This is a genomic window from Pseudomonas sp. MWU347 (assembly GCF_017947305.1).
Taxonomy (GTDB): domain Bacteria; phylum Pseudomonadota; class Gammaproteobacteria; order Pseudomonadales; family Pseudomonadaceae; genus Aquipseudomonas; species Aquipseudomonas putida_A.
The window spans coordinates 144,200-169,608 of record NZ_JAFGZB010000006.1 but is presented as its reverse complement, the minus strand read 5'-3'; the positions used below and the strand labels follow the sequence as shown (position 1 = coordinate 169,608).

The following is a 25,409-nucleotide window of genomic DNA, read 5'->3' as shown; positions in this document are numbered from 1 at the left end:
GCTCCTAGTTCCGATCCGCGCGCAACAGCGCAACCAACAGATAAATGAACAGCCCGGCTGCCAACAGCAGGGACACCCCGTCCAGAACGCTCATGGAAGATCTCCGTTTTACGGCGTATTGCCGCGTGTGGAGGCATTGTCGGAAAGGAGGCTGTAAAGGAACGAGACCGAGGGGTGCGGCGGCGCATAAAGAAAGCGTAAAGAGTGGGTTTATGCGTTCGTTACAGGTGGGTTTTGCGTCGTGTTGGCGGGCCTCTTCGCGAGCAAGCTCGCTCCCACAGGGGATTTGGGAACGCCACAGATCCAATGTGGGAGCGGGCTTGCTCGCGAAGACGGCATAACCGACAACATCGCACCCAACTGGCGCACAAAAAACACTCATCCAGCCGCGAACATCCCCGATACGACAGCTTTCAGCGCATTACGACCTGACTCCCAGCAATGGCACGCCCGCTGCACACGCCCTCCCCCGAGCTTTCCAAACCGTTCCGGGAGCATGCGCATGAACACACAACTCAAACCCACGCTGGGCACCTTGCACCTGTGGGGCATCGCCGTCGGGCTGGTGATTTCCGGCGAGTACTTCGGCTGGAGCTACGGCTGGGGCGTGGCTGGCACGCTGGGTTTTCTAGTGACCTCGTTCATGGTCGCCACGATGTACACCTGTTTCATCTTCAGCTTCACTGAACTGACCACGGCGATTCCCCATGCCGGCGGGCCGTTCGCTTACAGCCGTCGTGCGTTCGGTGAGAAAGGCGGGCTGATCGCCGGGCTGGCCACGCTGATCGAATTCGTCTTCGCACCTCCGGCGATTGCGCTGGCGATCGGCGCCTATCTGAACGTGCAATTTCCGGCGCTTGACCCGAAACATGCGGCAGTCGGCGCCTATATCGTGTTCATGACCTTGAACATCCTCGGGGTGAAACTGGCGGCGACGTTCGAACTGATCGTCTGCGTGCTGGCGGTGATCGAATTGCTGGTGTTCATGGGCGTGGTCGCGCCAGCGTTCAGCTTCAGCAGTTTTGCGTTGAACGGCTGGGCCGGCTCCGATGTGTTCGGGCCGCCAGCGATTGCCGGGATGTTCGCCGCGATTCCATTTGCGATCTGGTTTTTCCTCGCCATCGAAGGCGCGGCGATGGCTGCCGAAGAAGCCAAGGATCCGAAGCGCACGATCCCCAAGGCCTACATCAGCGGGATCCTGACCCTGGTGTTGCTGGCGATGGGCGTGATGTTCTTCGCGGGCGGCGTCGGTGACTGGCGCACCCTGGCGAACATCAACGACCCGCTGCCGCAGGCGATGAAGACCGTGGTCGGCGACAATTCCGGCTGGTTGCACATGCTGGTGTGGATCGGCCTGTTCGGGCTGGTGGCGAGCTTCCACGGGATCATCCTCGGCTACTCGCGGCAGTTCTTCGCCCTCGCCCGCGCCGGTTACCTGCCCGCCTCGCTGGCGAAACTCTCGCGTTTCCAGACCCCGCACCGGGCGATCATCGCCGGCGGCATCATCGGCATCGCCGCGATCTACAGCGATGGCCTGATCAACCTCGGCGGCATGACCCTCACTGCGGCGATGATCACCATGGCCGTGTTCGGCGCGATCGTGATGTACATCATGAGCATGCTCAGCCTGTTCAAGCTGCGCAAAACCGAACCCAATCTCGAGCGGACTTTCCGTGCGCCTTGTTATCCGCTGATTCCGCTGATCGCACTGGTGCTGGCGGTGGTGTGTCTGATCGCCATGGCCTGGTTCAACGCGCTGATCGGGCTGATTTTCCTTGGCTTCATGGCGGTCGGCTTCGGCTACTTCCTGCTGACCGGGCAACTGCGCGCTGATGCTCCGGCCGATGTGATGCTGACGGGGCGATAACGCATCATGTAGGAGCTGCCGAAGGCTGCGATCTTTTGATCTTGTTTTTGAAAAAGCAAAGTCAAAAGATCGCAGCCTTCGGCAGCTCCTACAGGGAATTAAGGTGCGGCTTGGATATCGGGCCTAGAATGGAACCACTGCGAACTCACTTCGCTCAAAGTGGTATGCAGCGTCGCTGGTGAAACCCTCGCCCGCCGAGCTGCCATTAAGGAGAGCCGTTATGCCCTGGTATGCCTGGTTGATTCTGGTCGTTGCAATCGGCTCGATCGTTGGCGGATTGATGATGCTGCGCGACACCGCCAACAAGGTTGAACTGACCGATGAAGAACGCAAACGCGTTGCGCAGCGCAACGCCGAAGCGGACATCAAAGACGCGCAGGATCGCTGAACGAAGAACCCCGCCTGAATCGGCGGGGTTTGTTTTTTGTGGGAGTATTAACTCCAAGGATCGTGTTGGACTCAGCGGCGCGCTTTTAAGAAGTAGAAGTACAGTCACCATGTCATTTACCTTGGTTAAGATGGTGGTCTTGTTGCGGAGAGTTCCACATGCGTTACTCGCAAGATCATAAAGCTCAAACCCATCAGCGGATCATCAAGGAAGCCTCGGCGCGATTTCGCAAAGACGGCATTGGTGCTACCGGTCTGCAACCCCTGATGAAAGCACTGGGGCTGACCCACGGCGGCTTTTACTCACACTTCAAATCCAAGGACGAACTGGTCGAGAAAGCCTTGCAGGAGGCAAGCAATCAAGTCGATGGTTTGTGCGCCGAGATCTTTGCCAAGGAACAGCCGCTGCAGGCGTTTATTGACACCTACCTGTCCGAATGGCATCAGACCTCCCCGCACGAAGGCTGTCCGCTGCTGACCATTTCCTCAGAGCTGGGTCTGCGCGGCCAGCCGAGCCCGACCAGTGATGCGGTACTCAATGCCCGACTGAGTCAAATCGAAGGCACCCTCGAGGGCGACAACAACGCCGACCGGGCCATTGTCATCATGTCGACGCTGGTCGGCGCGCTCTTGCTGTCACGCAGTGTCGCTGACGTCGAGCTTGCCCAACGCATCCTCGACGTCACGCGCGATCACCTCAAGCAATCGCAGGACTAAGCCTGCCAGCGCTTGAACAGCACACTGGCATTCACTCCGCCAAAACCGAAACCGTTGGACAGGGCATACTCGATTGGCATCGACCGCGCCTGACCGTGAACGATATCTACACCCGCACTCGCAGGATCGGGATTGTCGAAGTTGAGCGTCGGCGGGACGACCTGATCGCGGATGGCCAACAAGGTGAAGATCGCTTCCAACCCGCCGGCAGCGCCGAGCAAATGCCCGGTGGCGGATTTGGTCGAAGTCACGGCGATTTTATTCTCCGTACCGAACAGCGCCTTGATCGCTGCCAACTCACCAAGATCGCCCACCGGCGTCGAGGTCGCATGCGCATTGAGATGCTGCACCTGATCTGGCGCAACACCCGCCTGAGCCAGCGCCAACTGCATCGCGCGTCGTGCACCGCTGCCGTCCTCCGGCCCGGCGGTGAGGTGATAGGCGTCGGCAGTGGTGCCGTAACCGACCAGCTCAGCCAAAGGCTGCGCACCGCGGGCCAGCGCATGCTCCAGCGATTCGATCACCAGCAGACCGGCGCCCTCGCCCATCACGAAACCATCGCGACCGCTATCAAAGGGTCGTGAGGCACGTTCGGGGGTGTCGTTGTAACCGCTGGACAACGCTCGCGCCGCGGCAAAACCGGCCAGGCTGACCCGATCGATGCAGGCTTCCGCGCCGCCGCAAACCGCGATATCCGCTTCACCGGCACGAATCATCCGCGCAGCATCGCCGATTGCCTGGACGCCGGCCGCACAAGCGGTCACTGGTGCGCCGAGCGGGCCTTTCAAAGCATGCTGGATCGATACGTGTCCGGCCGCCAGATTGACCAGAAACGATGGGATGGTGAACGGCGACAGACGACGCGGGCCACGACTGTCGGTGGTGCGTACGGCGTCGGCTATTGCACCGAACCCGCCAACACCGGAGCCGATGATCGTCGCGGTGCGCTCCTGTTCCTTGGCCTCGGACGGCTGCCATCCCGCTTGCGCCAACGCTTGGCGCGCCGCTTCCATGGCGAACAGGATGAAGCGATCCATCTTCTTCTGTTCTTTGGGCGGCGTGGCAAGGTCCGGATCGAAACCGGCCTCGACGTCCTCCGCCGCCGTTGGCACCATCCCGGCGACCCGGGTCGGCAGATCTGCGCTCACCGCCTCCGGCAAATTGCGCAAGCCCGAGCGCCCGGCGAGCAAACGCTGCCAGACAATCTCGAGATCACTCCCCAAAGGCGAAACCAGGCCCATTCCGGTGACAACAATTCGACGCTGACTCATACCGCAGTTACCTCTGATCAATTTTTGTAGCGTTCAGCCGCGGAGCTGCGCGACAGATTCGGTGCCATGACATGTCGTGCACGCACAAAGGCCTGCCATTCACCCTCGTCAGGCAGCGACGGGATGGTAATCAACTCGCCCTGATCCAGACCGGCGAGCGCCGCATCGACCATCTCGCCGGCCTCCATCACCATCTCCGCCGGAATGCCGCTGGCATCGATGCCGGAACGCTCCCAGATTTCAGTGCGGGTAACGCCGGGCAGCACCGCTTGCACCTTCACGCCAGTGCCTTCGAGCTCGGCGTTGAGCGATTGAGTCAGGCTCAACACGTAGGCTTTACTCGCACTGTAGGTTGCATTGAAGCGTTCCGGAAACAGCGCCACCACCGAGGCGATATTGATGATCGTGCCGCGTCCAGCCTTGGCGAAACTGGCGGCGGCTGCCGAGGCCAGCAACGTCACGGCGGTGACGTTCAATTGGATCAGACGCTCCAGTTGCTCGGCGTCGGAATTGGCCAGCAAACCATCGGCTGCGACCCCTGCGTTATTCACCAACAGGCTGATGCTCGAATCACTGCGCAGGCGTTGCTGGAGTTTGAGGACATCGTTCTTTTGCGTCAGGTCGGCTTTGAGCACTTCGACCTTTACACCGTACGCTTCGCGCAACTGGTTCGCTGCGCTTTCCAGACGCTGTTGATCACGTGCCACCAACAGCAAATCAAAACCACGCGCTGCCAGCCGCTGCGCGTAGATGGCACCGATACCGGACGATGCGCCAGTGACGACAGCGGTACCTTGAGACTGGACTGAACTCATGAGAGCGCTCCTGAAACATATTGGGAGATAGGCCTCCAACGCTCGCTGGCCTGGAGGTGACGGAAATTATTATAGGCATAATCCAAAGACAATATGATACCCATAATTTTCAGCTCACCGACAAACGCGCCGCCCCTCTCTCTGCCGCATCTCTACCACCAGAAAGCAGAAAGGCCGGTCAATGACCGGCCCCTTGGCGTTGAATAATCAGCTTAGTTCACTTCCAGCTTGTCGCGGTTGCGATCGAGGATCGCCTTGCCGATGCCCTTCACTTCGAGCAGTTCATCCACCGAGGCGAATGGCCCATTAGCATCACGATACGCAACAATCGCTTTGGCTTTCGCCTCGCCGACTCCGGACAGCTGTTTTTGCAGAGTTGCTGCGTCGGCGCCGTTGAGATCGACCTTTTCACTGGTAGACGTCGCAACGGTATCGCTCACCATTGTTGCCTGATCCGCGTTCTGGACAACGGCAGGTGCCGCCACTACAGCGATTGAAGCGCTGGTGAGCAAAGCAAAAACCACAGAGTAGAAAAAACCGTTACGCATAAATGACGCTCCATCATCGATTGAGAAAGCAGCTTTTCCGAAGCTGCTCTCCAAACTTAGGCGATGGTTGGCGGGTGTCAAAAATGCGTCTATTACAGGATGTGAAACAATCAGGGTTCCAGGCGGCGCTGCTGGTAGATCCAGTCGACGATTTCGCCGTCGGGGGTGTAGCCGTTGACAGTTTCTCGCAGCAACTGACGCACTCGCGAGTAATCATCCTTTTCGACCGCGACGAGCAATTCGTGCAGGCGAGCCTTGAGTACATCCCAAGGGAGGTGATCCTCGTTGGCGGTCATGATCATCGGATGGGGTGTTGCTGCTACGTTGTCGCCGATCAACAGCTCCTCGTAGAGCTTTTCACCCGGCCGCAAGCCAGTGAACTCGATGGAAATATCGCCCTGCGGGTTGCGCTCGGAGCGAACGCTCAAGCCAGACAGGTGGATCATTTTTTCCGCCAGCTCGACAATTTTGACCGGTTCCCCCATGTCCAGCACGAAGACATCACCGCCCTGCCCCATGGATCCGGCTTGAATCACCAGTTGCGCGGCTTCCGGGATCGTCATGAAGTAGCGAGTGATCTTGGGATGGGTGACAGTCAGTGGGCCGCCTGATTTGATCTGGCTGTGAAACAGCGGGATTACCGAACCCGACGAACCCAGCACATTGCCGAAACGCACCATGGTGAAGCGGGTTTTGTTGACTCGGGAAACGTTTGATTTGTCACCAAACAATACCGGCGCTATCTCACGGCTCAAGGCCTGCAACGTCAACTCGGCCAACCGCTTGGTGCTGCCCATGACGTTCGTGGGCCGTACTGCTTTGTCGGTGGAGATCAGAACAAAGTTCGCAACACCGGACTGCAGGGCAGCCTGAGCAGTATTGAGCGTGCCGATGACATTGTTCAGCACGCCCTCGGCAATGTTGTGCTCGACCATCGGCACGTGCTTGTACGCCGCTGCGTGGTAAACCGTATCGACTTTCCAGGTTTTCATCACATCGAGGAGTTTGTCCTGAGCGCGGATTGAGCCGAGTATCGGCAACAACCGTACTGATACCGATTCCCTGTTACCGCGCTGCTCGAGCTCCGAAAGAATGCTGTAGAGATTGAACTCGCTGTGTTCGAACAGAATCAGCGTGGTCGGACCCAGGGCAAAAATCTGCCGGCACAACTCCGAGCCGATGGACCCGCCAGCGCCAGTCACCATCACTACCCGGCCCTTGATACACCGGGCCAGCAGGTCAGGTTGAGCCGGAACCGAGTCACGCCCCAGCAAGTCGGCAATATCGACCTCCTGGATGTCTTCCACCCGGACCCGTCCGCTGGCCAGATCAGTAAAGTTGGGAACACTGCGAACATGCAGCGGAAAACCTTCGAGCAGATTGAGAATTTCCCGGCGACGAGCCCTGGTTGACGATGGTAGTGCCAACAGAATTTCCTGAGCACCAGTGACATCGATCATTTCTTGAATGTGCTTGGGTTTATATACCTGAAGACCGGATATCGCGCGATCGGCAATACTGGCATCGTCATCGATAAAAGCGACCGGGCGCATAACACGCCCCATACGTAATGCAGCAACCAACTGATTCCCGGCGACACCGGCACCGTAGATGGCGACTTTGGTTAGACTGTCGTCCCTGCTCGTGAAGGGGACGTGCTGGGCGGCGGTGAACCAATCGCCCATAAAATATTGGCGCATGCACAGGCGCAAGCCACCGATGATAACCAGGCTCAACCACCAATAGTTGAAAATGATGGAGCGCGGCACAACACTTTCATGATTGCTATACCAGTAAACCACCAAGGCGAGAATCAACGAGGACAGACTTACAGCCTTTCCGATTGCAATCAATGCGTCATTACCAAAATAACGCATGACCGCTCGATACATTCCGAAACGTATGAAGAGCGGAATGGCAACGATGGGAGCACTGATGAACAGCCAAAAATGCACTTTCAGTGGATTGTACATATCGTCGATACCAAGCCTGACGATAAACGCAAGCCAGAGCGAGACCCAGACTAGAAAAACGTCCGTGGCAACCTGTATCAATCGCTTTTGCCGGCGTGGCAAACCTAACAAAAAGGCGCGAATTTTATCCATAAACCTCAACCGATCAGAACAGTTTGACCGCGTAGTCCCAACTCATTGTACGAAATAATCCGGAGCCGACAGACATTTTCCTTGATTCAATGCTTAACGGTTGCCTCCTCCGGTTTCCCTGCGTGGAATGTTAGAGCAAGTGCCAGAAGCGGTGTATACGCCACGATCAGCCCCAGCATGCCGTCCATTCCGAACGCGATGACGCAAAATGCGATGGGAAACAGCCAAAAGATATTGATGGCGACCACCCCCAACGTTACCGGTAAATGGCTTCCGTAACGCCGAGAAGCATACTGATAGGCATGACTTCTATGAGCCTGGTACACCTTGGCCCCCTGCAAAAGACGTCGCAACAGGGTGAAGGTTGCATCAACGATGAAAACACCCAGCAAAATCAGCCAAACCCACAGCAAGTCTGGATTGACCCAAGCAGCTTGAAGCGACAAAACCCCGAGAATAACGCCCAAAAACCCACTCCCTGAGTCGCCCATGAATATCTTTGCAGGAGGAAAATTCCAAAACAGGAAACCCAGGACCGCCATCAGCAGCAAAACCGGGCCCCAGATCAGCGTCCCATGACCGCTTATCCAGTAAAGGATGCTTACGCCAGCGCATACGCAAACAGCCTCAACACTGGCTATGCCATCAATGCCGTCCATGAAGTTGTACAGATTTAATATCCACACCAGATAAAGCACGGCAAGAGCACTGCCGATCCAGCTCAAATCAACCAATGAGCCAAGCAAATTCAATGGCGCAAGTCCGCCTATCCATACAACCCCCCAGATCGCGGCGATGAAATGTCCAAGCAGACGCCAGCGAGCCGCGATGTGACCGTGGTCATCCATAAATCCGATGACAGCCGCGAGCAGACCGCAGCCAACAGCGCCGAGAAAAAAAGAAGTAGCGATCCATCCGCCAGACCAAAGACAGACAAGTGAAATCAAAAAGGTGACAACGATAGATACACCGCCCCCTCTGGGAGTGGGGACCGTATGTGAGCTACGGTCGTTCGGGATATCGATCATGTTGCGCGTCAGCGCGTATCGACGCAGCACCGCAGTCAACCCGAAAGAAAGACCGAAAACCAGAGGCAAGATCCACCAAAAAACCATTGATACGTCACTCCATTTTGTCAGCTAACCCGGTAAAAACCCGTGCATGTGAATAAGCCGCGCGCATTTTGCCGGCCTATAGCCACTTCAGCGGTGCTATTTACTCATGTCGTACTTTTTGACTTCGATGGACTTTACGTGGATCTCGCCGCTGCGGAATCCGGTCGCGCGCCCCCCCTTCACCACGTGAGCAACGGCCGCCTCCCACGAGCCCTCGGAGCCCATGCCTCTTGCAATAGCTGATTATGCTTGATTTTTTTTCGCGTGCATAAGGCAATTCCCATGGTTAGTCTGTAAAATGCGCCCCAAACAGACTAGACCAAGCGCCACCACGCAGGGTTTTCCAATATACAGTGGAAAATCTGGCAGATAGAAGCGCGGAGTTAAATCAATTTATCATGAACGGAAGCTATTAACTAAATTCAGTTTTTTGCTTTCCAACAAGACTGGGCGATCATCGGATGAGCACTGAAAAAAAAATTGCTGTAGTAATACCTAGTTTTCGGGTACGCAGTCATGTTCTCAACGTCATCAATAAAATCGGACCTGAAGTTGAAAAAATCTACGTTATTGATGATTGCTGCCCGGAACAATCGGGCGATTTCGTAGAGCAAAACTGCAAGGACGAACGCGTCAAAGTATTACGACACATCGAAAACCAGGGTGTGGGCGGCGCAGTAATGACCGGGTACCAGGCCGCAATCGACGACGGCATGGATATCATTGTAAAAGTTGACGGGGATGATCAGATGGAACCTCATTTGATCCCCAACTTCACCGCCCCTATTTTGGCCGGCGAAGCAGACTATACCAAAGGCAATCGTTTTTTCGATCTTGAAGAAATCCGAGCCATGCCGAAAATGCGCTTGTTCGGCAACTCTGTATTGTCTTTCATGACAAAGGTGTCATCAGGCTACTGGGACTTGTTCGATCCTACCAATGGATTTACCGCTATCCATAGCGATGTCGCAAAACATTTGCCGTTTAAAAAAATCAGCCGCCGTTATTTTTTTGAGACAGACATACTGTTTCGCCTTAACACTCTACGTGCGGTGGTCATGGACATCCCGATGGATGCGAAATATGGCGACGAAGTCAGCAACCTCAAGATTTCCCAAGTCGTTGGCGAGTTCCTTGCGAAACATACCCGTAACTTCTTCAAGCGTATTTTTTACAACTACTATCTACGGGACATGTCGATTGCCTCAATCGAACTTCCGTTGGGTCTCATACTCTTCCTTTTTGGCACTGCTTACGGTGGATACCATTGGGTTGAAGCGCTGTCTTCTGGCGAAGCGGCACCATCGGGAACTGTGATGCTATCCTCACTGCCGATTATACTGGGGGTACAACTCATTCTTGCTTTTACAGCTTTCGATATTTCAGCCCTTCCAAAAAATGCTCTTCACAAGCGAATCGCTTCATTCAAAAAGCACTCGGAGAAAAAGTAGAGATGATGGCTTATTTCGTTGCGATTATTTGTGTTCTGGGCATCGCCACAGGCCAAATCCTCTTCAAACTCAGCGCCACCACCATGCACCAAGCCGGGAATATTTTTGACAAGCGCAGTCTCATAATATTGTTCTTTGCCTTGGCCCTTTATGGCATCACCACCCTGGCCTGGGTTTGGGTGTTGCAAAAGATCGAATTGGGGCGAGCCTATCCGCTAATGGCGCTGGCCTTTGTTTTAGTACCTATCGGTAGTCACTTTTTCTTTGGCGAGCGATTCAATATTTACTATATTGCCGGCGTCGCCATCATAATAATTGGCATCTTGCTGACAATAAAAAGCTGACCCCATAAAAACCGCTCAGCATTTCAGGCGAAGCCAACGCTAAACACACTGACTGACAGTCACACTTGTTAGACCTGACGGAATGGTTTACGCGATACGCACATTACAAATACACGGACTTCAGAATGTCATACCTTGAACGTAACAGATGGCAATTGGTTCTGTTTACTGCACTATCAGCCCTTGCCATGACATGGATATATTTTGGCTTTTATCAAAGTCACTTTTTATCCGCGCTGCGAATACTAGGCGATTATTCGACCCAAAGCGTTATTGGATTCCCCAAAGAAGGCCGTGGCGACGAGTGGTCAACCTATATTCCAATGCTCAAGCAGGCCTACCTGGAAGGATTTCCATCCACATCTTCAGTTGCCCCATACTTTGAGAATCTGGATTGGTTCATCGCCATACCAAAATTTGATATTTCATTATTATTTTTGCCCAACCAGATCAGTTACTGGATTCTGCCTGGCGCAAATGCACTTGCATTACAAGGAGCCTATTACAATTTAATATTGATTTTTTCCATTTTTTGGTTACTCAAAAACCTGGGTGTAAAGCCTGTACTGGCGATATCTGTGGCTGGAATGATTCTTTTCAGTCACTTCTATCAAGTGTGGTGGACGAGCAACTTCCCTGCACTGGGTGCTGGAATACTTCCTTTTGCAGTCCTGAGCAGCAAGCTACGTAATCGCTTCAAATATCCACTCTTCTTCTGGTCGGTAGGACACGCGGTTTTCGGGCAAATATATCCGCCTTTTTACGTATCTATGGCTTTTGCCATCGTACCATTGCTGTTTACCGCCAGACCAGATCTACTCACACGTAGAACCATAGTTTTCACTATGATTTGTGTCGTCGCAGCGCTCACGGTATTCCTGTTCATGAGATGGGACTTTGTCAGGGCTGTATCCTCTACCAGCTATCCAGGTGTCAGGATCAGCACGGGCGGTGGCGTCACTCTACACCTGCTTCTTTCTTCCATTTTTCCTGCCATGCCTGTCGGCGAGTTTCCACCAGGGGTGGATTCGGTCCATGAATTTAGCTTGGTGGGCACCATCCTTCCGTTATTATTGTTGGGACTACTGCCTTTTATAACTTGGGACAAGTTCTCCATCAACCTGACCATCGTTACCGTATTGATGCTAGCTTTCATGAGCGTCTACATGATAATCGGATTTCCGGTTTGGCTCTCAAAAGTTTCGCTTCTGTACTTAGTACCTGGCCGCAGGATGCTACTCGGCTTCTCCATCTTGCTTATCCTGTACTGCACTATAATGCTTTCTCATCACTGGCAGCAAATAAGAGTTTCGGCAACAACATTGGCCTGCTTGATATTTTCAGCGATATCTTTTGTGCTAGGTCAAAGAGCCGACATCGCGCATGAATTCTATCTTGTAGAATGGTTTTGGTTGACCCCCGCCGCACTTTCGCTGACAGGGTTACTTATAGGCCTTGCCATCAAGAACAAATCCGACGCCAAAGATTGCTTCCTATCAATTATTCTGATTGGAATGGCTGCGATTCAGTGCGTTGTATATGCATCGTTCAACCCAATTATGAGAGCCAAGGACATACTGACCCCGGTTGATTCACAGTTGACCCGCGATGTCAGGGCACTGGTCGTTGAATCAAAGGGGAATGGCATCTCAGTGGTTGGTAACTTTGGACACTTGCTCCGAGGTGAGGGGCTGGCCGTCTATAACGCCATTCACTTGGTCAACGTCGACCGACGTATTTATTCGAATCTCTTTGGAATATCCAACGATGAGTCGGATAGGCTATTTAACCAATTCAGGGGCATTTCCTTCGACAATGTTGCAGCCATGAACGACTCTGGAGCAACTATCATTTTCCCGGCAACTGTCGGGGGAAAGGCATTTGCTCATGACGTAGTCAATCGTGAAGTAACCGGTGACTCCTTGATTGGTCATATCGAAACAAAAATGGTCAAACATGAAAACAATGTCTATGAGTTCATATGGAATGCAAGGCTTTCCAAGCCGACCACTTTGAACTCACGACTTTCTCTTGCAATCCCTTGTACGGTCAAAGATTCATGGTTGACGCGATATCCTCTTCCCGTTGGAGGAGAGCCCCTTGAAGAAGTGGCCTTAAGAGGCTTGGCTGGCAAGGTTGAAATACAATCAGAGAGTTTAGAAAGCGCGGATCGCTGCCTTAAGACACTTTCGATCTCAACCACACCTTAATAAAAAGGCCGGGCTCTGATCGCTACGATCAGAGCCCGGCCTTTTTTACTATACACTTCACAAACTGACACGTACGCTCTGGAAAATACTTTATATACCCATACTTTCAGCCAAGCGAATCGCGAGTGCCTTTGCGTGCTGCCTTAGTTCCGGCACTGCGGTTACCTCCCAGAGTTCCGACTTCAGCATCGGTCCAATGTAATGCAACCATGTTGAAGATTTACCATTTGCGGCTTTCACCGCGAGTGACTCACTCACATTTATACCCAAGTTTAATGCATCAGGTGTAAGCAACCGATCACTTCTCAACTGTTTAATCAGGCGATCATTAACACGAAGCAAGTTAGTATTGGGCCCCGTACAATTGACAGCTCGCGTCACGAGAACCTGCTTGAATTGGCTTCTTTCGCGCAATTCAATATCAATCATCAGACCTTGCACGTGTTCATTCACACGGCGTATGCGCCCAGCAATCAAATGAATCTGCCCCGCCAGCACAGCATCGTTGAAACGTTGATAAGCCGCGGGCGCAACCCGATGACGATGGATGTCCCAGTAAGGCTGCACATGCCGTAAAAAACGTTGACGCTCAATACTTGGCAGACGCCTCCACAATTCGGGTGTTATAAGACGCATGGCAGCAAGTACGTCTCGCCAATCAAGATCTCGCAATTTGGCAAGATTGACTTCATTCCTCATTACGCGCAGGTATCCACGTGCGGTAGGTGGAACCCCCAGTAGCTCTTCAGCAACAGTCGACGGGGTTTCACTCGATGAGCGCTGCTGACGATGAGGCAAAGGGCGGAGTCCTCGTCTGGACACCATATAAATGGGTCCACGGTGGCCTTGCTGCAAAAAGCTTAATGTTACATCAAGCGCTGTAAGTCCAGCCCCTACTAACAAAACCGGACTTTCTTCATCATCCAGCGGCCTCATTGAACCCGACCAAGGATCTGACTGATAGCGATGTGTACTTAATAATGAATCGAATCCTGGGGGATCCAGTGGCGAGAAATTGCCGAAGGCAAGTACGACCTTGTCGGCATTAATCTGCAGACCATTGCTCAATTCAACTACTGCGCCTACGCCGTCCTCGCGCAGACTCTCCACCTCGGAAATCACCCGTTCAAGCCTCACATTTCTGCGGGACTGCTTTTCGGCCTCATCCAAAACATTCGCAAGATAATCTCCATAGATCTTGCGAGGCACGAAGGATGAAGCCACACAATCAGAATCCCGAGCTTGGCAAAAACGTAGAAAATGTTCTGGATCATCAACATAGGCACTCATGTTACCGGCAGGCACATTCAACAGATGCAGTGAGCTGTTGGTTCCATATGCCAATCCTCTGGCCATTGCGCCCGAACGATTGATCAGTACGACTCGAGTATCAGGAGGGCTATGGTGCAGAAATTGCGCCGCCGTCACCGCACCGCTGAAACCCGCCCCAATGATAACGAGCGTTTTCATTGACCGAACCTTTTATCCAGGTACTCCAGCACTCGCGCAATGGATTCGGACAATTCCTCGGTAACAGTATTGATCCTGATATGCGGATCCGTTGGAGCCTCGTAGGCAGAATCGATTCCAGTAAAGTTCTTTATCTGTCCGGCCCTGGCCTTGCCGTACAGTCCTTTCGGATCACGGCGCTCGCACTCCTCCAGGGAAGTGTCGATAAATACTTCGACAAATGCATCATTTCCGATTACCTCGCGCGCCATCGCACGATCACGGTGAAACGGAGAGATAAACGCTGTAATCACGATCAATCCGGCGTCGATGAGCAACTTCGAAACTTCCGCAACACGGCGAATGTTTTCAACTCTATCAGCATCGGTAAAACCAAGATCCTTGCACAAGCCCATTCGCAAGTTGTCGCCATCCAGCAGAAAGGTATGCCGTGCCTTGGCCACCAAGGCTTGCTCCAAGGCATTGGCGATCGTTGACTTGCCCGCCCCGCTCAACCCCGTGAGCCAGATCACTGCCGGTTTTTGCCCTTTCACCTGGGCTCTGGCCGAGGCGCTGATCGACGTGGCGTGAAAAACCAAATCCTTACTCATTCGATTAACCTTATTAAAATCAGACGATCAAGGCCCGCCAGTGCACTGACGGGCCTCCTGAGCCCTATGCCTGGGGCAGTAGACGATCGCGCAAGGCTTTGATGCGGGCCTCACAGATGCGATAGGACTCGCTGTTGAGCAAGTCAGCACGCTGCTGCTCGTCAGTCAGCGCAAGCGTATGAGTGTCACAGCCAATTCGGTGGATGTAGTCACCGATAAAACCACAGGTGCGCAATGACTCCCAATCTGTGCCTTCGCGAGTGAACAACTGCATCGTCAGATAGTAGTCTTCCATGTACTTCATATCATCGAAGTAAGTAATGGCTTGCAGGTCGCACTGATTCAGATCCAGCAGGAAGCTGTGCAGCGGCGCATGGTTATGCTCGATGAAGTCGCGATAGGTTTCACCGTAATCATAAACTTTGTCACGTTTGATAATGCACCCAGTCGCCGAGTCCACCATGGTGGAGTAAACACGCGCGAAGGTTGCATTCTTGCCGCTGGACTTGATTTGCTCAATTTGTGAACTGTAGGCCCACGGAAACAGCATGTCGTCATAATCAAGAAACGCCGCATAGCCACTGCCCACGGCTTTCAGCGCATCGTTCAACATCAGCGAGCGCAGATCCGGTGCCTGCTCTGTCGAGAAGTAACGGCGAATCACCGGTTCGCAGTGCTCGCTCCACGGCAGTTGATTGAGCTGCGCCTGGAGTAGTGCTATTTCTTCGTCATCCATGTCCTGGATCGCCAGCACAGGCAATACCCGGCAACCGGACTGGGCAACCAACGAAAGCAGTGCATTGAGCAGCGAAGCCCGGTCACCGCGACGGTGATAACGCACGATGGTCGATACCGTATCGGGTGTTGCGGACTGCATACCGCTCTCAGGCAGCAAACGGAAACATGTGGCTTCACAGCATATTTTGTAACCGACCGCCGGGGCCGCCGGTTGCAATGCCATGAACGCCACCTGGTCCGCATTGATACTGAAGTTGACGGTACTTTCACTCTGCACATAAAGCGGGTCATTTCGCACACTGGCCGATACCGCATAACCCTTGTGCCGTTTGGCCATTTTCAGCAACGACTCGATGGCCGATGCAGGAAACAGGCAAATATCACTGAACACCAACGTGAAGTCAGCATTCTCGGGCTGGTGGATGCCGACGTTCAGGCCTTGCGCCATTAATGCCTGCTGGACCTGAGCGTTGTCTGCAGCAACCGAGCAATTCTGCAGCATGCTTGAGCCAGCCAGGCACGCAAGGAACTTGCGACGCGATTCCGGCTCGGCTTCAAGACGAGCCAAGGCGTCCGAGGTCAATGTTACGTTGAGCTTCAGACCCGTAGCAGGTGCGAAATGGCTGGTCGCTGTAAACGCCTGACCGGACAGTGCGCGCCCGATGGAATTGAGGTACCCGTAACCGAACCGGGTATCAGGTTCAAGGTGCGCGCCCTCAGCCCATTCATTCCACGCGTTGACGACAACATATCGACGATCTTCCGGCAGGTTCTGCTCGGAATAATCCACCAAAAACTCCATCCAGGTCTGGAATTTTTCTGTAGTGAAGTTGTTCAGCACATAGGCTCGATTGCCGTAACGAGCGGTGTTGTCCCAAGTTGGAACCAAGGACCGGAACAAGGTGAAATCCTTGCCCAGATCCTGTGCCATGTAATGGTCGGCAACTTCACCGTAGTTAAGAACGTTACCTTCCAGAGGCCAGTACGCACGCAACTGGCCGCGGGTGTCTTGTACGGCATCAGCGGTCCAGTCATGCAATACCCGCTCGACGGCCGCATCCATCCCGTGGTCGCTTGGCTGCGTAGCACCGCGCGTCAATGTCGCCACCATGTAAGGCGCCTTGAGACCCGCGTTCTCGCATTCTTCACGCCAGACTTCCAGGTACTCCTCCATGTGTTCGATCGAAGACGGACGATACACATGCAACATCGGACGTCCGTCTACTTTGATGTAGCGCTCGTCTTTGAAGAACGGAATCAGATATCGAATGAAGCCACGCGCATCCTCTTTCGAATAGACCTGGCCCAGTAGTATCTCCTGTTCGTTGCCATCCCAACGACGAGTCCAGTTTTCATTCGCCCAGCAGAAGGCAAAAGGCATGTTGATCTCGGGATTGGCCATCAGCATCTGCGCCGGCTTCTCGAGGATCATCCGTCCAGTAAACCAGTAGTGATAGAAAATCAGGCCATGAACCCCTGACTTCTGCATCATTTCGGCTTGCTGCTGCAATTGCGCCGGGCCATCCAGGTGGTAGTAGCCGATGTCTTCATGCGGAACATGTTGTTGGTAATGCCCGAAGAACAACGGATTGGCTGAACGAACTTTGTGCCATTCGGTAAACCCGGTCCCGTGCCATTCATCATTTTCAGGCGTGGGGTGGAACTGGGGCAGGTAGTACGCCAGCACCTTGACGGTGTCGTGCTTGATACTCGCGGAGTAATCGACCTGTGGCTCGTAGTAGTCCCGAGGTTCGTGGGAGATCTGCGGCGCTTCCAGTTGGTAATTGCGCCCTTCACTGGTCGTAGTATTTACCAGTACAAAACGCTCCAGCGAACGGCTCAACATGTCAGGCGCAACATCGTCGGTGGTATGTGCGAAGTGCTCATACTGCAATGGCAGTTGCAGCAGATCGCTGATCGTGCCAACCCGTGCCCAGAACAGAGCGGCGCGCGGGAATTGCGCGCTCGGGAAAACTTTGGCATCAACCTCTCTGTATTTTTCCAGAGCCGTGCCGATTACATTTGCGGCATCACTCCAGCCGGCCTGATGGTAGGCAGCGGATTCAACGCGGGTGTCGACGGGAAACACCACCTTCGCATCCCCACCGAGCAATTGGAGAATCTGACCGATATTGCCAGGCGAACCACAGAGCAGATCAAGACGCTCTTTCACGCCCGAATCATCTGCAGCACCGGCTTCGTCGTGCAAGTGCGCGACAACGTCATATTCCTTGAGACGCCCGCCGAACTGGACAATCAGAGATGCAATCGCCCCGGCCTGCTCAGGTACGACATCAACAACCAACTGGCGCAGTAGAGGTACGGTAGCGCGCAGCAACTTATCGTCAAACTTCGACCCACCGTTGCCAATCCGCGAAATGTACAGGTCGAATTCGACAGGGATGTTCTTGAGGTAACCAAGCCAGTCCCCGGACATTTGCTCACTGTTCAAATGAAGATGGACAGCAATCATCTGCGTCGCCGTTTTTGGAACCTCGCAAAGATAAGGATCCAGATAGTAAGGCACGACCGTCAGTACTTCGTACTCAATCAATGCCGCATCGCCAAGCAGTTTGGAGACCTGGCTCAGGGCAAATCGCTTCTGACTACGCCTGAGTTTACGAACAGCAATCGCCAGCGCGTGACGCAGCCCTCCACGCCGTGCTTCACGCACAAAACGTCCGAGCAATTGCGGCTGCTGCGAAACCAGACTCAGCAGTTGCACGACAACCCGGTGACGACTCACCTTACGGGAAAGGTGATAGTTACGCCCCTTGATGTCGAAAATCGGTCGACCTTCATAATATCCATAACGCAAATAATGTATCAGCGGGTTGATACGTCGCAGCCGTACATCTGAATAATGCTCCAGGTACAACTTGGTGGAAAACCCAGCCGATGGATCCCGCCCCTCGCGCCAGCCTTGCGCGAGATAGTGCTCCAACGGATTGATACCTGCGGCACGAACGTCTTCATAGGTACTCAGGTAGTAATCAGCATTGAACAGTTCGCTTTCAGCGGGGTTATCGCCTCGATACCGCAAACCCAATCGCTCGGCCATGTGCAAGACCAGCGACTTGAGCAGAAACCTCCCGGAGGTGTAGCGATACAGGTCAGTTTCGAGGCTCTGAATCGAGCCCTGCGATTCGGAAAGAGTCGATTGAAGAGAGTTGTGTTGGCTCTCAAGCCAGTGACGGTATTCGTTCAGTTTTGAATGTTCAGCTTTTAACTCGACGTGGCTCGTCTCAAGCTTGCCATGAGCAGTAACAAGTGCGCTGTGATCAGCTTCGAGAGTCTTCAGGCTATTGGCTTTCATACTCAGCTGCGCGCTTAGATCAGCGTTATTTTCATCGAAATGCCGCATGAGCCGATACTCAGGCAAACGCGTGAGCATCGCTTGATAGAGCTCGCTCACCGTAGCCACAACAGCCTGATCATCTGCGTGCTCATCGCGCGAAAGTTGCAAAAGCAGGAAACTGAGATTCAAGACATCTGCGGGGACCTTTTCGTCCTTGGCGAGTCCATCGAGGGTGAAGCTGTTGTGTTGCAACGAACTCTGGAGAAACTCGTGCTGATACTCCTGAAATTCCGGTCCCTGAGGATCGAATGGCAATCCCAGCGACTTGGAGATGCGGCACAACTGCTTCTCAGGCTCTTGGAGCATTAGCTCGTAGTTTACAAAAACTCGTGAAGCGCCTTGGCTGTACTTCAAACTTAACAGCATGTGCTCCAGCCAGAGAAAGTAGCCCTTCTCTACTTCGAACTCGTTTCGCTTGACCAGCGAATGGGCAACATTTTTCGGATTACGAAAGGCGACGACGTAGCTGACTTTCAAACCCAGCTCGGCAAAGATTTCCTGCCAAAACGGGAGCAGTCTCGACATACGTGGGTCTTTTACACCGAAACAGTTGATGTCCGCGACTTTCTCGCGCAGATGCTCGATGGCACGAACTTTATGGCTTTGAGTGATTGGCGAATTCAGCTCTTCAGGGCTGATGGGCACCAGACTATCCCAGGTGTGGCCCAAATCGGCCAGCAACTCTTCATTATACGCAGTGATGGTCGCGTCTTCGAAGAAGCCTTTTTCATTATTGCCAGACTCGGCGGGCAACAGGTTATCGCCCAGGTCGACACCAAGGACTTTTAAACCACGCGTAATGGCACTGGTACCGCTTCGGTGCATGCCCAGAACTACGACTATTTGTTTATCATCCATAAGATTAATTATGCTCAACGCTTGAAGTAGTAAAGGCTGCAATACATTTGAAATCTACCGTTCCGGTCGCTGTGATAGCGGTTTCCGGCAGAACACGAAACAGGCATGCGTCGATCAGCCGGTGCAGGTAGGTTTCTCCCTCCCCGACGACACCCACCACCCCCGAGTTGAGGAAATAGGTCCCAGGGTTAAGGTTGCACTCAAACTTGAACTCGACATCCATTTGCGCGTCGGCTGCAACGTAGGTAATGGAGTCCTGCGAATTGGCTGCACTGGCTGCACCACCGATCTCGATACCTGCCAGCGTTTTGATCATCATGCCAAAGCGGACAGCAACCGCGCCTGTCGAAAACGATACGCGGTAGGTATAGCGATAGCAGTCACCACGCTTGAGGCAGTTGACCTGTTTGCCGGCGGAATTGAGGATGCGTGGATCGCTGATCAGAACCCCGTGAGATTCGTAGGACATCACGCTTTTGGAGACGATATGAGGATCGAAGTATTCTTCCAGACCGTTGTCCGTGGCCTGGGAAGCCTCGACTGCAACCACTGAACGTTGCGCCTCTCGCTCCAGTTCAAGTCGTTCAAGTGCGCCGGATTTGATCGACTCGCGGATGTCGAGAACCTTGTCGGCGGGTGCATACAGCAGTTTCTGGTATTGACCGACGATGACCTTCGGTACCCCTTCGGCAAGCTTCTCGCCCTTGTCCAGAAGAATCGCACGGGTACACAGTTCAATGACCGCACTCCCGGAGTGCGATACGAACAGGATCGTGGCGCCACTGGCTTTGATCGCTTCGATGCGTGCAAAGCATTTGCGCTGAAACAGTTCGTCGCCGACGGACAACGCCTCGTCGACGATCAGGATTTGTGGATCGACGTTAATGGCGACGGCAAAAGCCAGGCGAACCATCATGCCACTGGAATAGGTCTTGACCGGCTGATCGATGAATTCGCCGATTTCCGCAAATGCCTCGATTTCGGCAAAGCGTGCGTTGGTTTCCTCTCGCGTAAGACCGAGTACCGCGGCATTCATGTACACGTTCTCGCGGCCGCTGAATTCCGGATTGAACCCGGATCCCAGTTCCAGCAAGGCAGCTACACGACCATGGGTCAGAATATCGCCATGAGTCTGATTGAGAGTGCCGCAGATCATCTGTAGCAGAGTGGATTTACCGCTACCGTTACGCCCCAAAATACCGACCGTTTCGCCACGTTCAATGGTGAACGAGACATCCTGCAGAGCCCAGAACTCACGAAAGTACTGTTTGCGGCCGCGAGCGAACATCTGCATCAGCCGATCTCTCGGCTTGTCGTAGATATGAAAGCACTTGCTCAGATTATTGATGGCAATTGCTGTATTAGAGGACATCAGCGAACCCTTTACGCGTTTTTTGGAACCACGCAAATCCTAGCCAAAAGACAAGGGCTGCAGCGATATAGTAGAAACCCAAGTGCAGAAAACTCGGCAGCTCTCCCCGGAAAAGCAGCGCCCGCGTATCTTCGATTGCGGGTGTCAGCGGATTCAGGAACAACAGGTGCCGGTACTGTTCGGGCAACGCCGTGATCGGATAGAAAATCGGCGACAGGAACATCAGAACGGAAGTGCAGACACCAATGATCTGACTCACATCCCTGAGGTAAACCCCTATCGAGGCGAGAAACCAGACCAGGCCAACAACGAAAATCATCAAGGGCGCGAGAAATACCGGCAACAGCAAAACCGTGTACTGCAGCTTTCCGAAGAAAATCAGGTAAGCAATCAACCACACGCTAAGACTGACAAGGAAATGAAACATGGCGGCGCCCAGCGTTACCCAGGGAAGAATTTCCAGCGGGAACACCACTTTCTTTACATAGTTGACATTGCCGACAATCAGACCCGGAGCCCGGTTAATGCACTCGGCGAACAGATTGAACACGATCAGGCCGGCAAACAGCATGAGCGCGAATTCGGTCTTCGAGCTGCTATCCACACTCCATCGGGCTTTGAACACAACGCTGAATACAAAGGTGTAGATCACCAGCATCACAATCGGGTTGAACAATGACCACAGCATGCCCATGATCGAGCCGCGATAGCGTCCGACAATTTCCCGCTGCACCAGCGCTCGAATGAGACCTTTATTGCGCCAGATGCCATTGAGCATCTCCTTGGGCGAAGTCGAAAAGTTCAGCATTTTTTCAAAACCTCAATAAATCCGAGGGAGTTTAAATCCCCCAGCAAACTCTCTCGCCCAACCATTACTTGAATTACCACAGAACTCTTCCTGAAAGGAGCCAAGCCCGGCTGCGTGTCAGATTCCATTGAACAACGTCGCCAAAACCAGCCCAAGGTTGCCCCATAAGGATTGCCGGTAGACCCCGGATCGTCGTAACCAGATGACCCGGGCCAATCCTCGAGAGCTTCGCGCTCGCTGAAACCGATCCAGCCTCATCCGGCTTTCTTCATTCAACTGGAACCTGATCGACTCCAGTGCTGCAATATTCTTTTGATTCCACCCACGAAAACGACCGCGAAACTGCATGCGAACCCGCATAAACTGAACCATCACGCCCGAGGAAGCACCGATGACATTCGCATCATGTTGCCTGTAGAGAATCGTCGGGCTGGTATCGTAAATGACACTGCCGCCCGCACCGGTAACGAGGAGATAGGCCCACCAGTCATGAGAGACCACATCCAGATCCTCGCCTGCCTGTTGAAACAGCTGTCGGGCCGCCTGGTTGAACACCATTGTGTTTCCACCACCTACACTTTGCACCAGTGCATTGGCAAATCCGACCGGACGCGCGAACAAAGGTGACAAGCCGATACGCGCTCCCTGCTCGTCAATCAACTCAGTTCTGCCACAGTACAACGCCGGACTTTGCGAAGGCGTTTCCTGAAGTTTTTGCAGGGCGCATTCCAGCTTGTTCGCCTGCCAGATATCGTCTTGATCTGCCCAGGCGAAGTAGTCGGCTTCAATCGTTTTGTCACACGTCAATGAGAGGAAATTGGCGGCGTAACCGGACCTCGGCCCTTGACGGACAGAGAGCTTGTCGTCCCCCCAGCGTTCGGAGTATTCACGCAGCAATTCCAGGGTTGAGTCGGTGGAGCCATCATCCGAAACCACGACAAACCAGTCAGGGCACGTCTGTCGCGCGATGGACTCCAACTGCTGAGCCAGAAACCGCTCACCATTGAAGGTGCACAATAGAATCGCAATCCGCACCTTGGTCCCGGCGAAATCCGGCCGACCATGATCCACATCGTGATAATCCGAATTGTCGTTTTGGACAACCGGGGAAAGGGGGGCTACCACCGAGCACTCCGTTGCTGAAATGATAAAATTTTGCCTGCTACAGCTCGTCTGTTGAGGGCGAGCGACCCCTTGGCCGATCGAGCCGCACGAGGGCTCATGCGCCGCTCCAAGTCGCGCAAAATTTGCAATTATAACGACGAAGCCCTGCCATTAGATAGCCCAGTGACATTATCGCTTTCCACAGCCCGGTGCTGATATGGAAAGCTGAACTTTAGTAACCCTGAGCCTGGCGCTCGAGCATCGACAATGCGCCACCGCGCCGGGGGCATAGGGTACCAAGCGCACCGCGAGCAAAAAAGGGTAGCAGTTTGCCAACACCTGAAAGCAAACAGCCTCCCACAGGGAACAATCGGGCAATGCGACCTCAGCGCTGGAGCCTGGAATCATGATGCCCCGCCGTTTGACGCAGCGCCCTTTCTACCGTGATGACCGGTGACCAGCCCAGAACCGAGCGGGTTTTACCGATATCGACCTGCAGCGAACCACACAGGCGCTGAGCCAAAGCACGCCGCCCGAGCAGCGACGCAGCACTACTCAGCAGCCATGAGGGCACTGGCAGTAAACATGGTTTCACGCTCAGCGCAACGGCCATGCGGCGGAGCAGTTGCGAGGTAGAAAGATCCTCCCCATCGCTGACCAAGAATACCTGTCCGGTAGCAGCCGGATGACGAATGCAGACGGTTATCAAATCGACCAGGTTTTCGATTGCCACCAGACTGCGCTGGTTATTTATCGCGCCGAGCGGAAGCGGCACCCTCCGCTCGAGCCAACGCATCATATTGAAGAAATTGGCTTTAACACCTGGACCGTAGATCAACGGCGGACGAATGACGACAATCTCCATTCCCGTCTCCTTGCCTACCTGCATCAGTTGCTCTTCGGCCTCCCATTTGGAAACGCCATACGGATCAACGGGGGCGGGTCGATCATCAGCAGAAAATGGTTGCCCGGGCAGGGTCATCTCGCCATTGACCTTGATCGAACTGATAAAGATGAATCGTCTGACACCCGCGCTCGCGGCATGCCGGGCAAGGCGCACAGAGCCCTCGACGTTTATCCTGCGAAACTCCTGCAGCGGATCGGCCGCCACATCGTTCATCACATGCACACGCGCCGCGCAGTGAATGACTACCTCGACACGCTCAAGGCTCGGCAAGGAGCGATCACCCTCCAGATCGAATGCAACGACCGGACAGAGTCCACTCAGCCTCGTCTCACCACGAACAGCAGCGACAGGTGTGAACACCTTGTCTCGCAATAAACGAAAGATCAGCGCCTCACCCACAAAACCGGTGGCGCCTGTTACCAGAACTCGTGGACCGCTCATTTGGCTTTTTTTCCAACTACCGCCGTCGCCCAGCAGATACAAAAGAAGAACAACTTATCGCGCACTCGGCGTCGACATTTCCAGGCACTCAATGAAAGCCTCAACAGTTGCCACCTCGACAACGAAAACCACTGCCTGACGAAAGCATCATGCTCAAGCCCTACCAAGCGCGTGATCGTTTTAACTTGTGAAAACCACCAGCCGTCATGGATGGTCTTGTAGCGCGCAATCAGCGAGTTGATGCCGGTATTGGCCCCCACCTGATTTCGCTCGTGCTGGCGATAGTCCATCGAAGGCTGCTCATCAATGAACCACTTGAAACCTTTACTTCGAGCAAAGGCGTAGCAGTACCAATCATGGAGACTGACTTCCTGCAACTCGTTCCAGTTGGCAAGCATGCAGGCCTTAAGCGGACTCGATAGCTGGCGACTGAACACATACGTGCACCCCGGCCCAGCCGCCTCGAACAGAAAATCCCAAGCAGTATGAGGCTGAGCCTTATCGAGTAGATGTGTGCGGCCGTCTGGCCAGAATGCAATGACGTTACTTGAGTAGGCGTCTACGTGCCGACCACCGATCTGACGGACTGCTCGCTCAAGTTTTCCCGGATACCAGACATCATCCTGATCGGCGAACGCGACGAAGTCGTAATCTTCAATCGGTACATCGCGAATCAACCTGAAGAAGTTGCGTGAGGCTCCACCGAAAGTACCAGCGCCAGGCAGCACGACGACGGCAGGATGCCGAGCCGCATAGGCATGACACCACGACTCGGTTCCATCCGTTGAAGAGTCAACACTGATATGAACGGTTACATCGACGCCGGACTGCCCAAGAATCGAATCCAGTTGCTCTTCGATCCATTGCATTCCATTGAAGGCTGCCAGCAAAACCGCAACCTTGGGATGTTTTACTGGCATAGCTTTCCTGCTC

20 protein-coding genes are annotated in these 25,409 nt (G+C 53.8%); 6 read left to right on the top strand and 14 right to left on the bottom strand.

From position 1 onward, the window contains the following. Window positions 1-4: 4 nt before the first annotated feature. Window positions 5-94, bottom strand: coding sequence for a K(+)-transporting ATPase subunit F (kdpF, locus tag KCG87_RS14970; RefSeq protein WP_007963673.1), 90 nt, complete (start codon window positions 92-94; stop codon window positions 5-7). 408 nt (window positions 95-502) lie between these two features. On the opposite strand from kdpF, the gene eat reads away from it, so the two are divergent. The 3 genes from eat (at window position 503) to KCG87_RS14955 (ending at window position 2,971) form a co-directional block, all read left to right on the top strand. Then, complete coding sequence (eat, locus tag KCG87_RS14965; protein ID WP_210558250.1) at window positions 503-1,867, top strand: ethanolamine permease; 1,365 nt, start codon at window positions 503-505, stop codon at window positions 1,865-1,867. 220 nt (window positions 1,868-2,087) lie between these two features. Further along, window positions 2,088-2,255 (top strand): DUF2897 family protein, encoded by a 168-nt coding sequence (locus tag KCG87_RS14960; RefSeq protein ID WP_003226857.1) that lies wholly within the window; start codon window positions 2,088-2,090, stop codon window positions 2,253-2,255. 158 nt (window positions 2,256-2,413) lie between these two features. Then, complete coding sequence (locus tag KCG87_RS14955; protein ID WP_098964925.1) at window positions 2,414-2,971, top strand: TetR/AcrR family transcriptional regulator; 558 nt, start codon at window positions 2,414-2,416, stop codon at window positions 2,969-2,971. Here KCG87_RS14955 and fabF read toward each other — a convergent pair. From fabF to KCG87_RS14930, 5 genes are all read right to left on the bottom strand, one after another. After that, window positions 2,968-4,242, bottom strand: coding sequence for a beta-ketoacyl-ACP synthase II (fabF, locus tag KCG87_RS14950; RefSeq protein WP_210558248.1), 1,275 nt, complete (start codon window positions 4,240-4,242; stop codon window positions 2,968-2,970). The genes KCG87_RS14955 and fabF overlap by 4 nt on opposite strands. 17 nt (window positions 4,243-4,259) lie before the next feature. Then, entirely contained in the window at window positions 4,260-5,057 is a 798-nt protein-coding gene (locus tag KCG87_RS14945) for an SDR family oxidoreductase (protein WP_115989191.1), read from the bottom strand. 212 nt (window positions 5,058-5,269) lie between these two features. Further along, a complete protein-coding gene (locus tag KCG87_RS14940) occupies window positions 5,270-5,605 on the bottom strand; it encodes a helix-hairpin-helix domain-containing protein (protein ID WP_210558246.1) in 336 nt (111 codons plus the stop codon). 110 nt (window positions 5,606-5,715) lie between these two features. Further along, entirely contained in the window at window positions 5,716-7,710 is a 1,995-nt protein-coding gene (locus KCG87_RS14935; protein ID WP_210558243.1) for a nucleoside-diphosphate sugar epimerase/dehydratase, read from the bottom strand. A gap of 86 nt (window positions 7,711-7,796) precedes the next feature. After that, window positions 7,797-8,825 carry a glycosyltransferase family 4 protein gene (locus tag KCG87_RS14930; RefSeq protein ID WP_210558241.1) on the bottom strand — a complete coding sequence of 343 codons (1,029 nt, stop codon included), beginning with the start codon at window positions 8,823-8,825 and terminating at the stop codon, window positions 7,797-7,799. 461 nt (window positions 8,826-9,286) lie between these two features. Between KCG87_RS14930 and KCG87_RS14925 the strand changes: the two genes are divergently transcribed. From KCG87_RS14925 to KCG87_RS14915, 3 genes are all read left to right on the top strand, one after another. Then, a complete protein-coding gene (locus KCG87_RS14925) occupies window positions 9,287-10,276 on the top strand; it encodes a glycosyltransferase family 2 protein (protein ID WP_210558239.1) in 990 nt (329 codons plus the stop codon). A gap of 5 nt (window positions 10,277-10,281) precedes the next feature. Then, window positions 10,282-10,620: an EamA family transporter gene (locus KCG87_RS14920; protein WP_210558423.1), complete on the top strand. Its 339-nt coding sequence runs from the start codon at window positions 10,282-10,284 to the stop codon at window positions 10,618-10,620. Window positions 10,621-10,745: 125 nt separating this feature from the next. Further along, window positions 10,746-12,830: a hypothetical protein gene (locus KCG87_RS14915; protein ID WP_210558237.1), complete on the top strand. Its 2,085-nt coding sequence runs from the start codon at window positions 10,746-10,748 to the stop codon at window positions 12,828-12,830. A 90-nt stretch (window positions 12,831-12,920) separates the two neighbouring features. Here KCG87_RS14915 and KCG87_RS14910 read toward each other — a convergent pair whose 3' ends face one another. The 8 genes from KCG87_RS14910 to KCG87_RS14875 all read right to left on the bottom strand — a co-directional run bounded on the left by KCG87_RS14910 (window position 12,921) and on the right by KCG87_RS14875 (window position 25,396). Continuing rightward, entirely contained in the window at window positions 12,921-14,300 is a 1,380-nt protein-coding gene (locus KCG87_RS14910; protein WP_210558235.1) for an FAD/NAD(P)-binding protein, read from the bottom strand. Continuing rightward, window positions 14,297-14,890, bottom strand: a complete 594-nt coding sequence (gene cysC / locus KCG87_RS14905) for an adenylyl-sulfate kinase (RefSeq protein WP_210558234.1) — start codon at window positions 14,888-14,890, stop codon at window positions 14,297-14,299. The genes KCG87_RS14910 and cysC overlap by 4 nt, the downstream gene beginning before the upstream one ends. A 64-nt stretch (window positions 14,891-14,954) precedes the next feature. Then, window positions 14,955-19,844 carry a glycoside hydrolase family 99-like domain-containing protein gene (locus tag KCG87_RS14900; protein WP_210558232.1) on the bottom strand — a complete coding sequence of 1,630 codons (4,890 nt, stop codon included), beginning with the start codon at window positions 19,842-19,844 and terminating at the stop codon, window positions 14,955-14,957. Between the two features lie 4 nt (window positions 19,845-19,848). Next, window positions 19,849-21,216 carry an ABC transporter ATP-binding protein gene (locus tag KCG87_RS14895; protein ID WP_210558230.1) on the bottom strand — a complete coding sequence of 456 codons (1,368 nt, stop codon included), beginning with the start codon at window positions 21,214-21,216 and terminating at the stop codon, window positions 19,849-19,851. After that, window positions 21,206-22,024, bottom strand: a complete 819-nt coding sequence (locus KCG87_RS14890) for an ABC transporter permease (protein WP_182401933.1) — start codon at window positions 22,022-22,024, stop codon at window positions 21,206-21,208. Before KCG87_RS14890 ends, KCG87_RS14895 begins: the two co-directional genes overlap by 11 nt. Before the next feature lie 117 nt (window positions 22,025-22,141). Beyond that, a complete protein-coding gene (locus KCG87_RS14885) occupies window positions 22,142-23,149 on the bottom strand; it encodes a glycosyltransferase family 2 protein (protein ID WP_210558228.1) in 1,008 nt (335 codons plus the stop codon). A 364-nt stretch (window positions 23,150-23,513) separates the two neighbouring features. Next, the gene (locus KCG87_RS14880; RefSeq protein ID WP_210558226.1) at window positions 23,514-24,476 is read right to left on the bottom strand and encodes an SDR family oxidoreductase; all 963 of its coding nucleotides are present in this window, start codon (window positions 24,474-24,476) and stop codon (window positions 23,514-23,516) included. Next, on the bottom strand, window positions 24,473-25,396 hold the full coding sequence (locus KCG87_RS14875; RefSeq protein WP_210558224.1) for a glycosyltransferase: 924 nt from the start codon (window positions 25,394-25,396) through the stop codon (window positions 24,473-24,475). The genes KCG87_RS14880 and KCG87_RS14875 overlap by 4 nt, the downstream gene beginning before the upstream one ends. Window positions 25,397-25,409: the final 13 nt, after the last annotated feature.

What these genes read in the sequence shown, in the direction of transcription:
- kdpF (WP_007963673.1), bottom strand. Translation starts at nt 94, where the DNA reads ATGAGCGTTCTGGACGGGGTGTCCCTGCTGTTGGCAGCCGGGCTGTTC.
- KCG87_RS14925 (WP_210558239.1), top strand. Translation starts at nt 9,287, where the DNA reads ATGAGCACTGAAAAAAAAATTGCTGTAGTAATACCTAGTTTTCGGGTA.
- eat (WP_210558250.1), top strand. Translation starts at nt 503, where the DNA reads ATGAACACACAACTCAAACCCACGCTGGGCACCTTGCACCTGTGGGGC.
- KCG87_RS14900 (WP_210558232.1), bottom strand. Translation starts at nt 19,844, where the DNA reads ATGGATGATAAACAAATAGTCGTAGTTCTGGGCATGCACCGAAGCGGT.
- KCG87_RS14930 (WP_210558241.1), bottom strand. Translation starts at nt 8,825, where the DNA reads ATGGTTTTTTGGTGGATCTTGCCTCTGGTTTTCGGTCTTTCTTTCGGG.
- KCG87_RS14955 (WP_098964925.1), top strand. Translation starts at nt 2,414, where the DNA reads ATGCGTTACTCGCAAGATCATAAAGCTCAAACCCATCAGCGGATCATC.
- KCG87_RS14945 (WP_115989191.1), bottom strand. Translation starts at nt 5,057, where the DNA reads ATGAGTTCAGTCCAGTCTCAAGGTACCGCTGTCGTCACTGGCGCATCG.
- KCG87_RS14940 (WP_210558246.1), bottom strand. Translation starts at nt 5,605, where the DNA reads ATGCGTAACGGTTTTTTCTACTCTGTGGTTTTTGCTTTGCTCACCAGC.
- KCG87_RS14935 (WP_210558243.1), bottom strand. Translation starts at nt 7,710, where the DNA reads ATGGATAAAATTCGCGCCTTTTTGTTAGGTTTGCCACGCCGGCAAAAG.
- KCG87_RS14960 (WP_003226857.1), top strand. Translation starts at nt 2,088, where the DNA reads ATGCCCTGGTATGCCTGGTTGATTCTGGTCGTTGCAATCGGCTCGATC.
- KCG87_RS14880 (WP_210558226.1), bottom strand. Translation starts at nt 24,476, where the DNA reads ATGAGCGGTCCACGAGTTCTGGTAACAGGCGCCACCGGTTTTGTGGGT.
- fabF (WP_210558248.1), bottom strand. Translation starts at nt 4,242, where the DNA reads ATGAGTCAGCGTCGAATTGTTGTCACCGGAATGGGCCTGGTTTCGCCT.
- KCG87_RS14920 (WP_210558423.1), top strand. Translation starts at nt 10,282, where the DNA reads ATGGCTTATTTCGTTGCGATTATTTGTGTTCTGGGCATCGCCACAGGC.
- KCG87_RS14915 (WP_210558237.1), top strand. Translation starts at nt 10,746, where the DNA reads ATGTCATACCTTGAACGTAACAGATGGCAATTGGTTCTGTTTACTGCA.
- KCG87_RS14895 (WP_210558230.1), bottom strand. Translation starts at nt 21,216, where the DNA reads ATGTCCTCTAATACAGCAATTGCCATCAATAATCTGAGCAAGTGCTTT.
- KCG87_RS14910 (WP_210558235.1), bottom strand. Translation starts at nt 14,300, where the DNA reads ATGAAAACGCTCGTTATCATTGGGGCGGGTTTCAGCGGTGCGGTGACG.
- KCG87_RS14875 (WP_210558224.1), bottom strand. Translation starts at nt 25,396, where the DNA reads ATGCCAGTAAAACATCCCAAGGTTGCGGTTTTGCTGGCAGCCTTCAAT.
- KCG87_RS14890 (WP_182401933.1), bottom strand. Translation starts at nt 22,024, where the DNA reads ATGCTGAACTTTTCGACTTCGCCCAAGGAGATGCTCAATGGCATCTGG.
- cysC (WP_210558234.1), bottom strand. Translation starts at nt 14,890, where the DNA reads ATGAGTAAGGATTTGGTTTTTCACGCCACGTCGATCAGCGCCTCGGCC.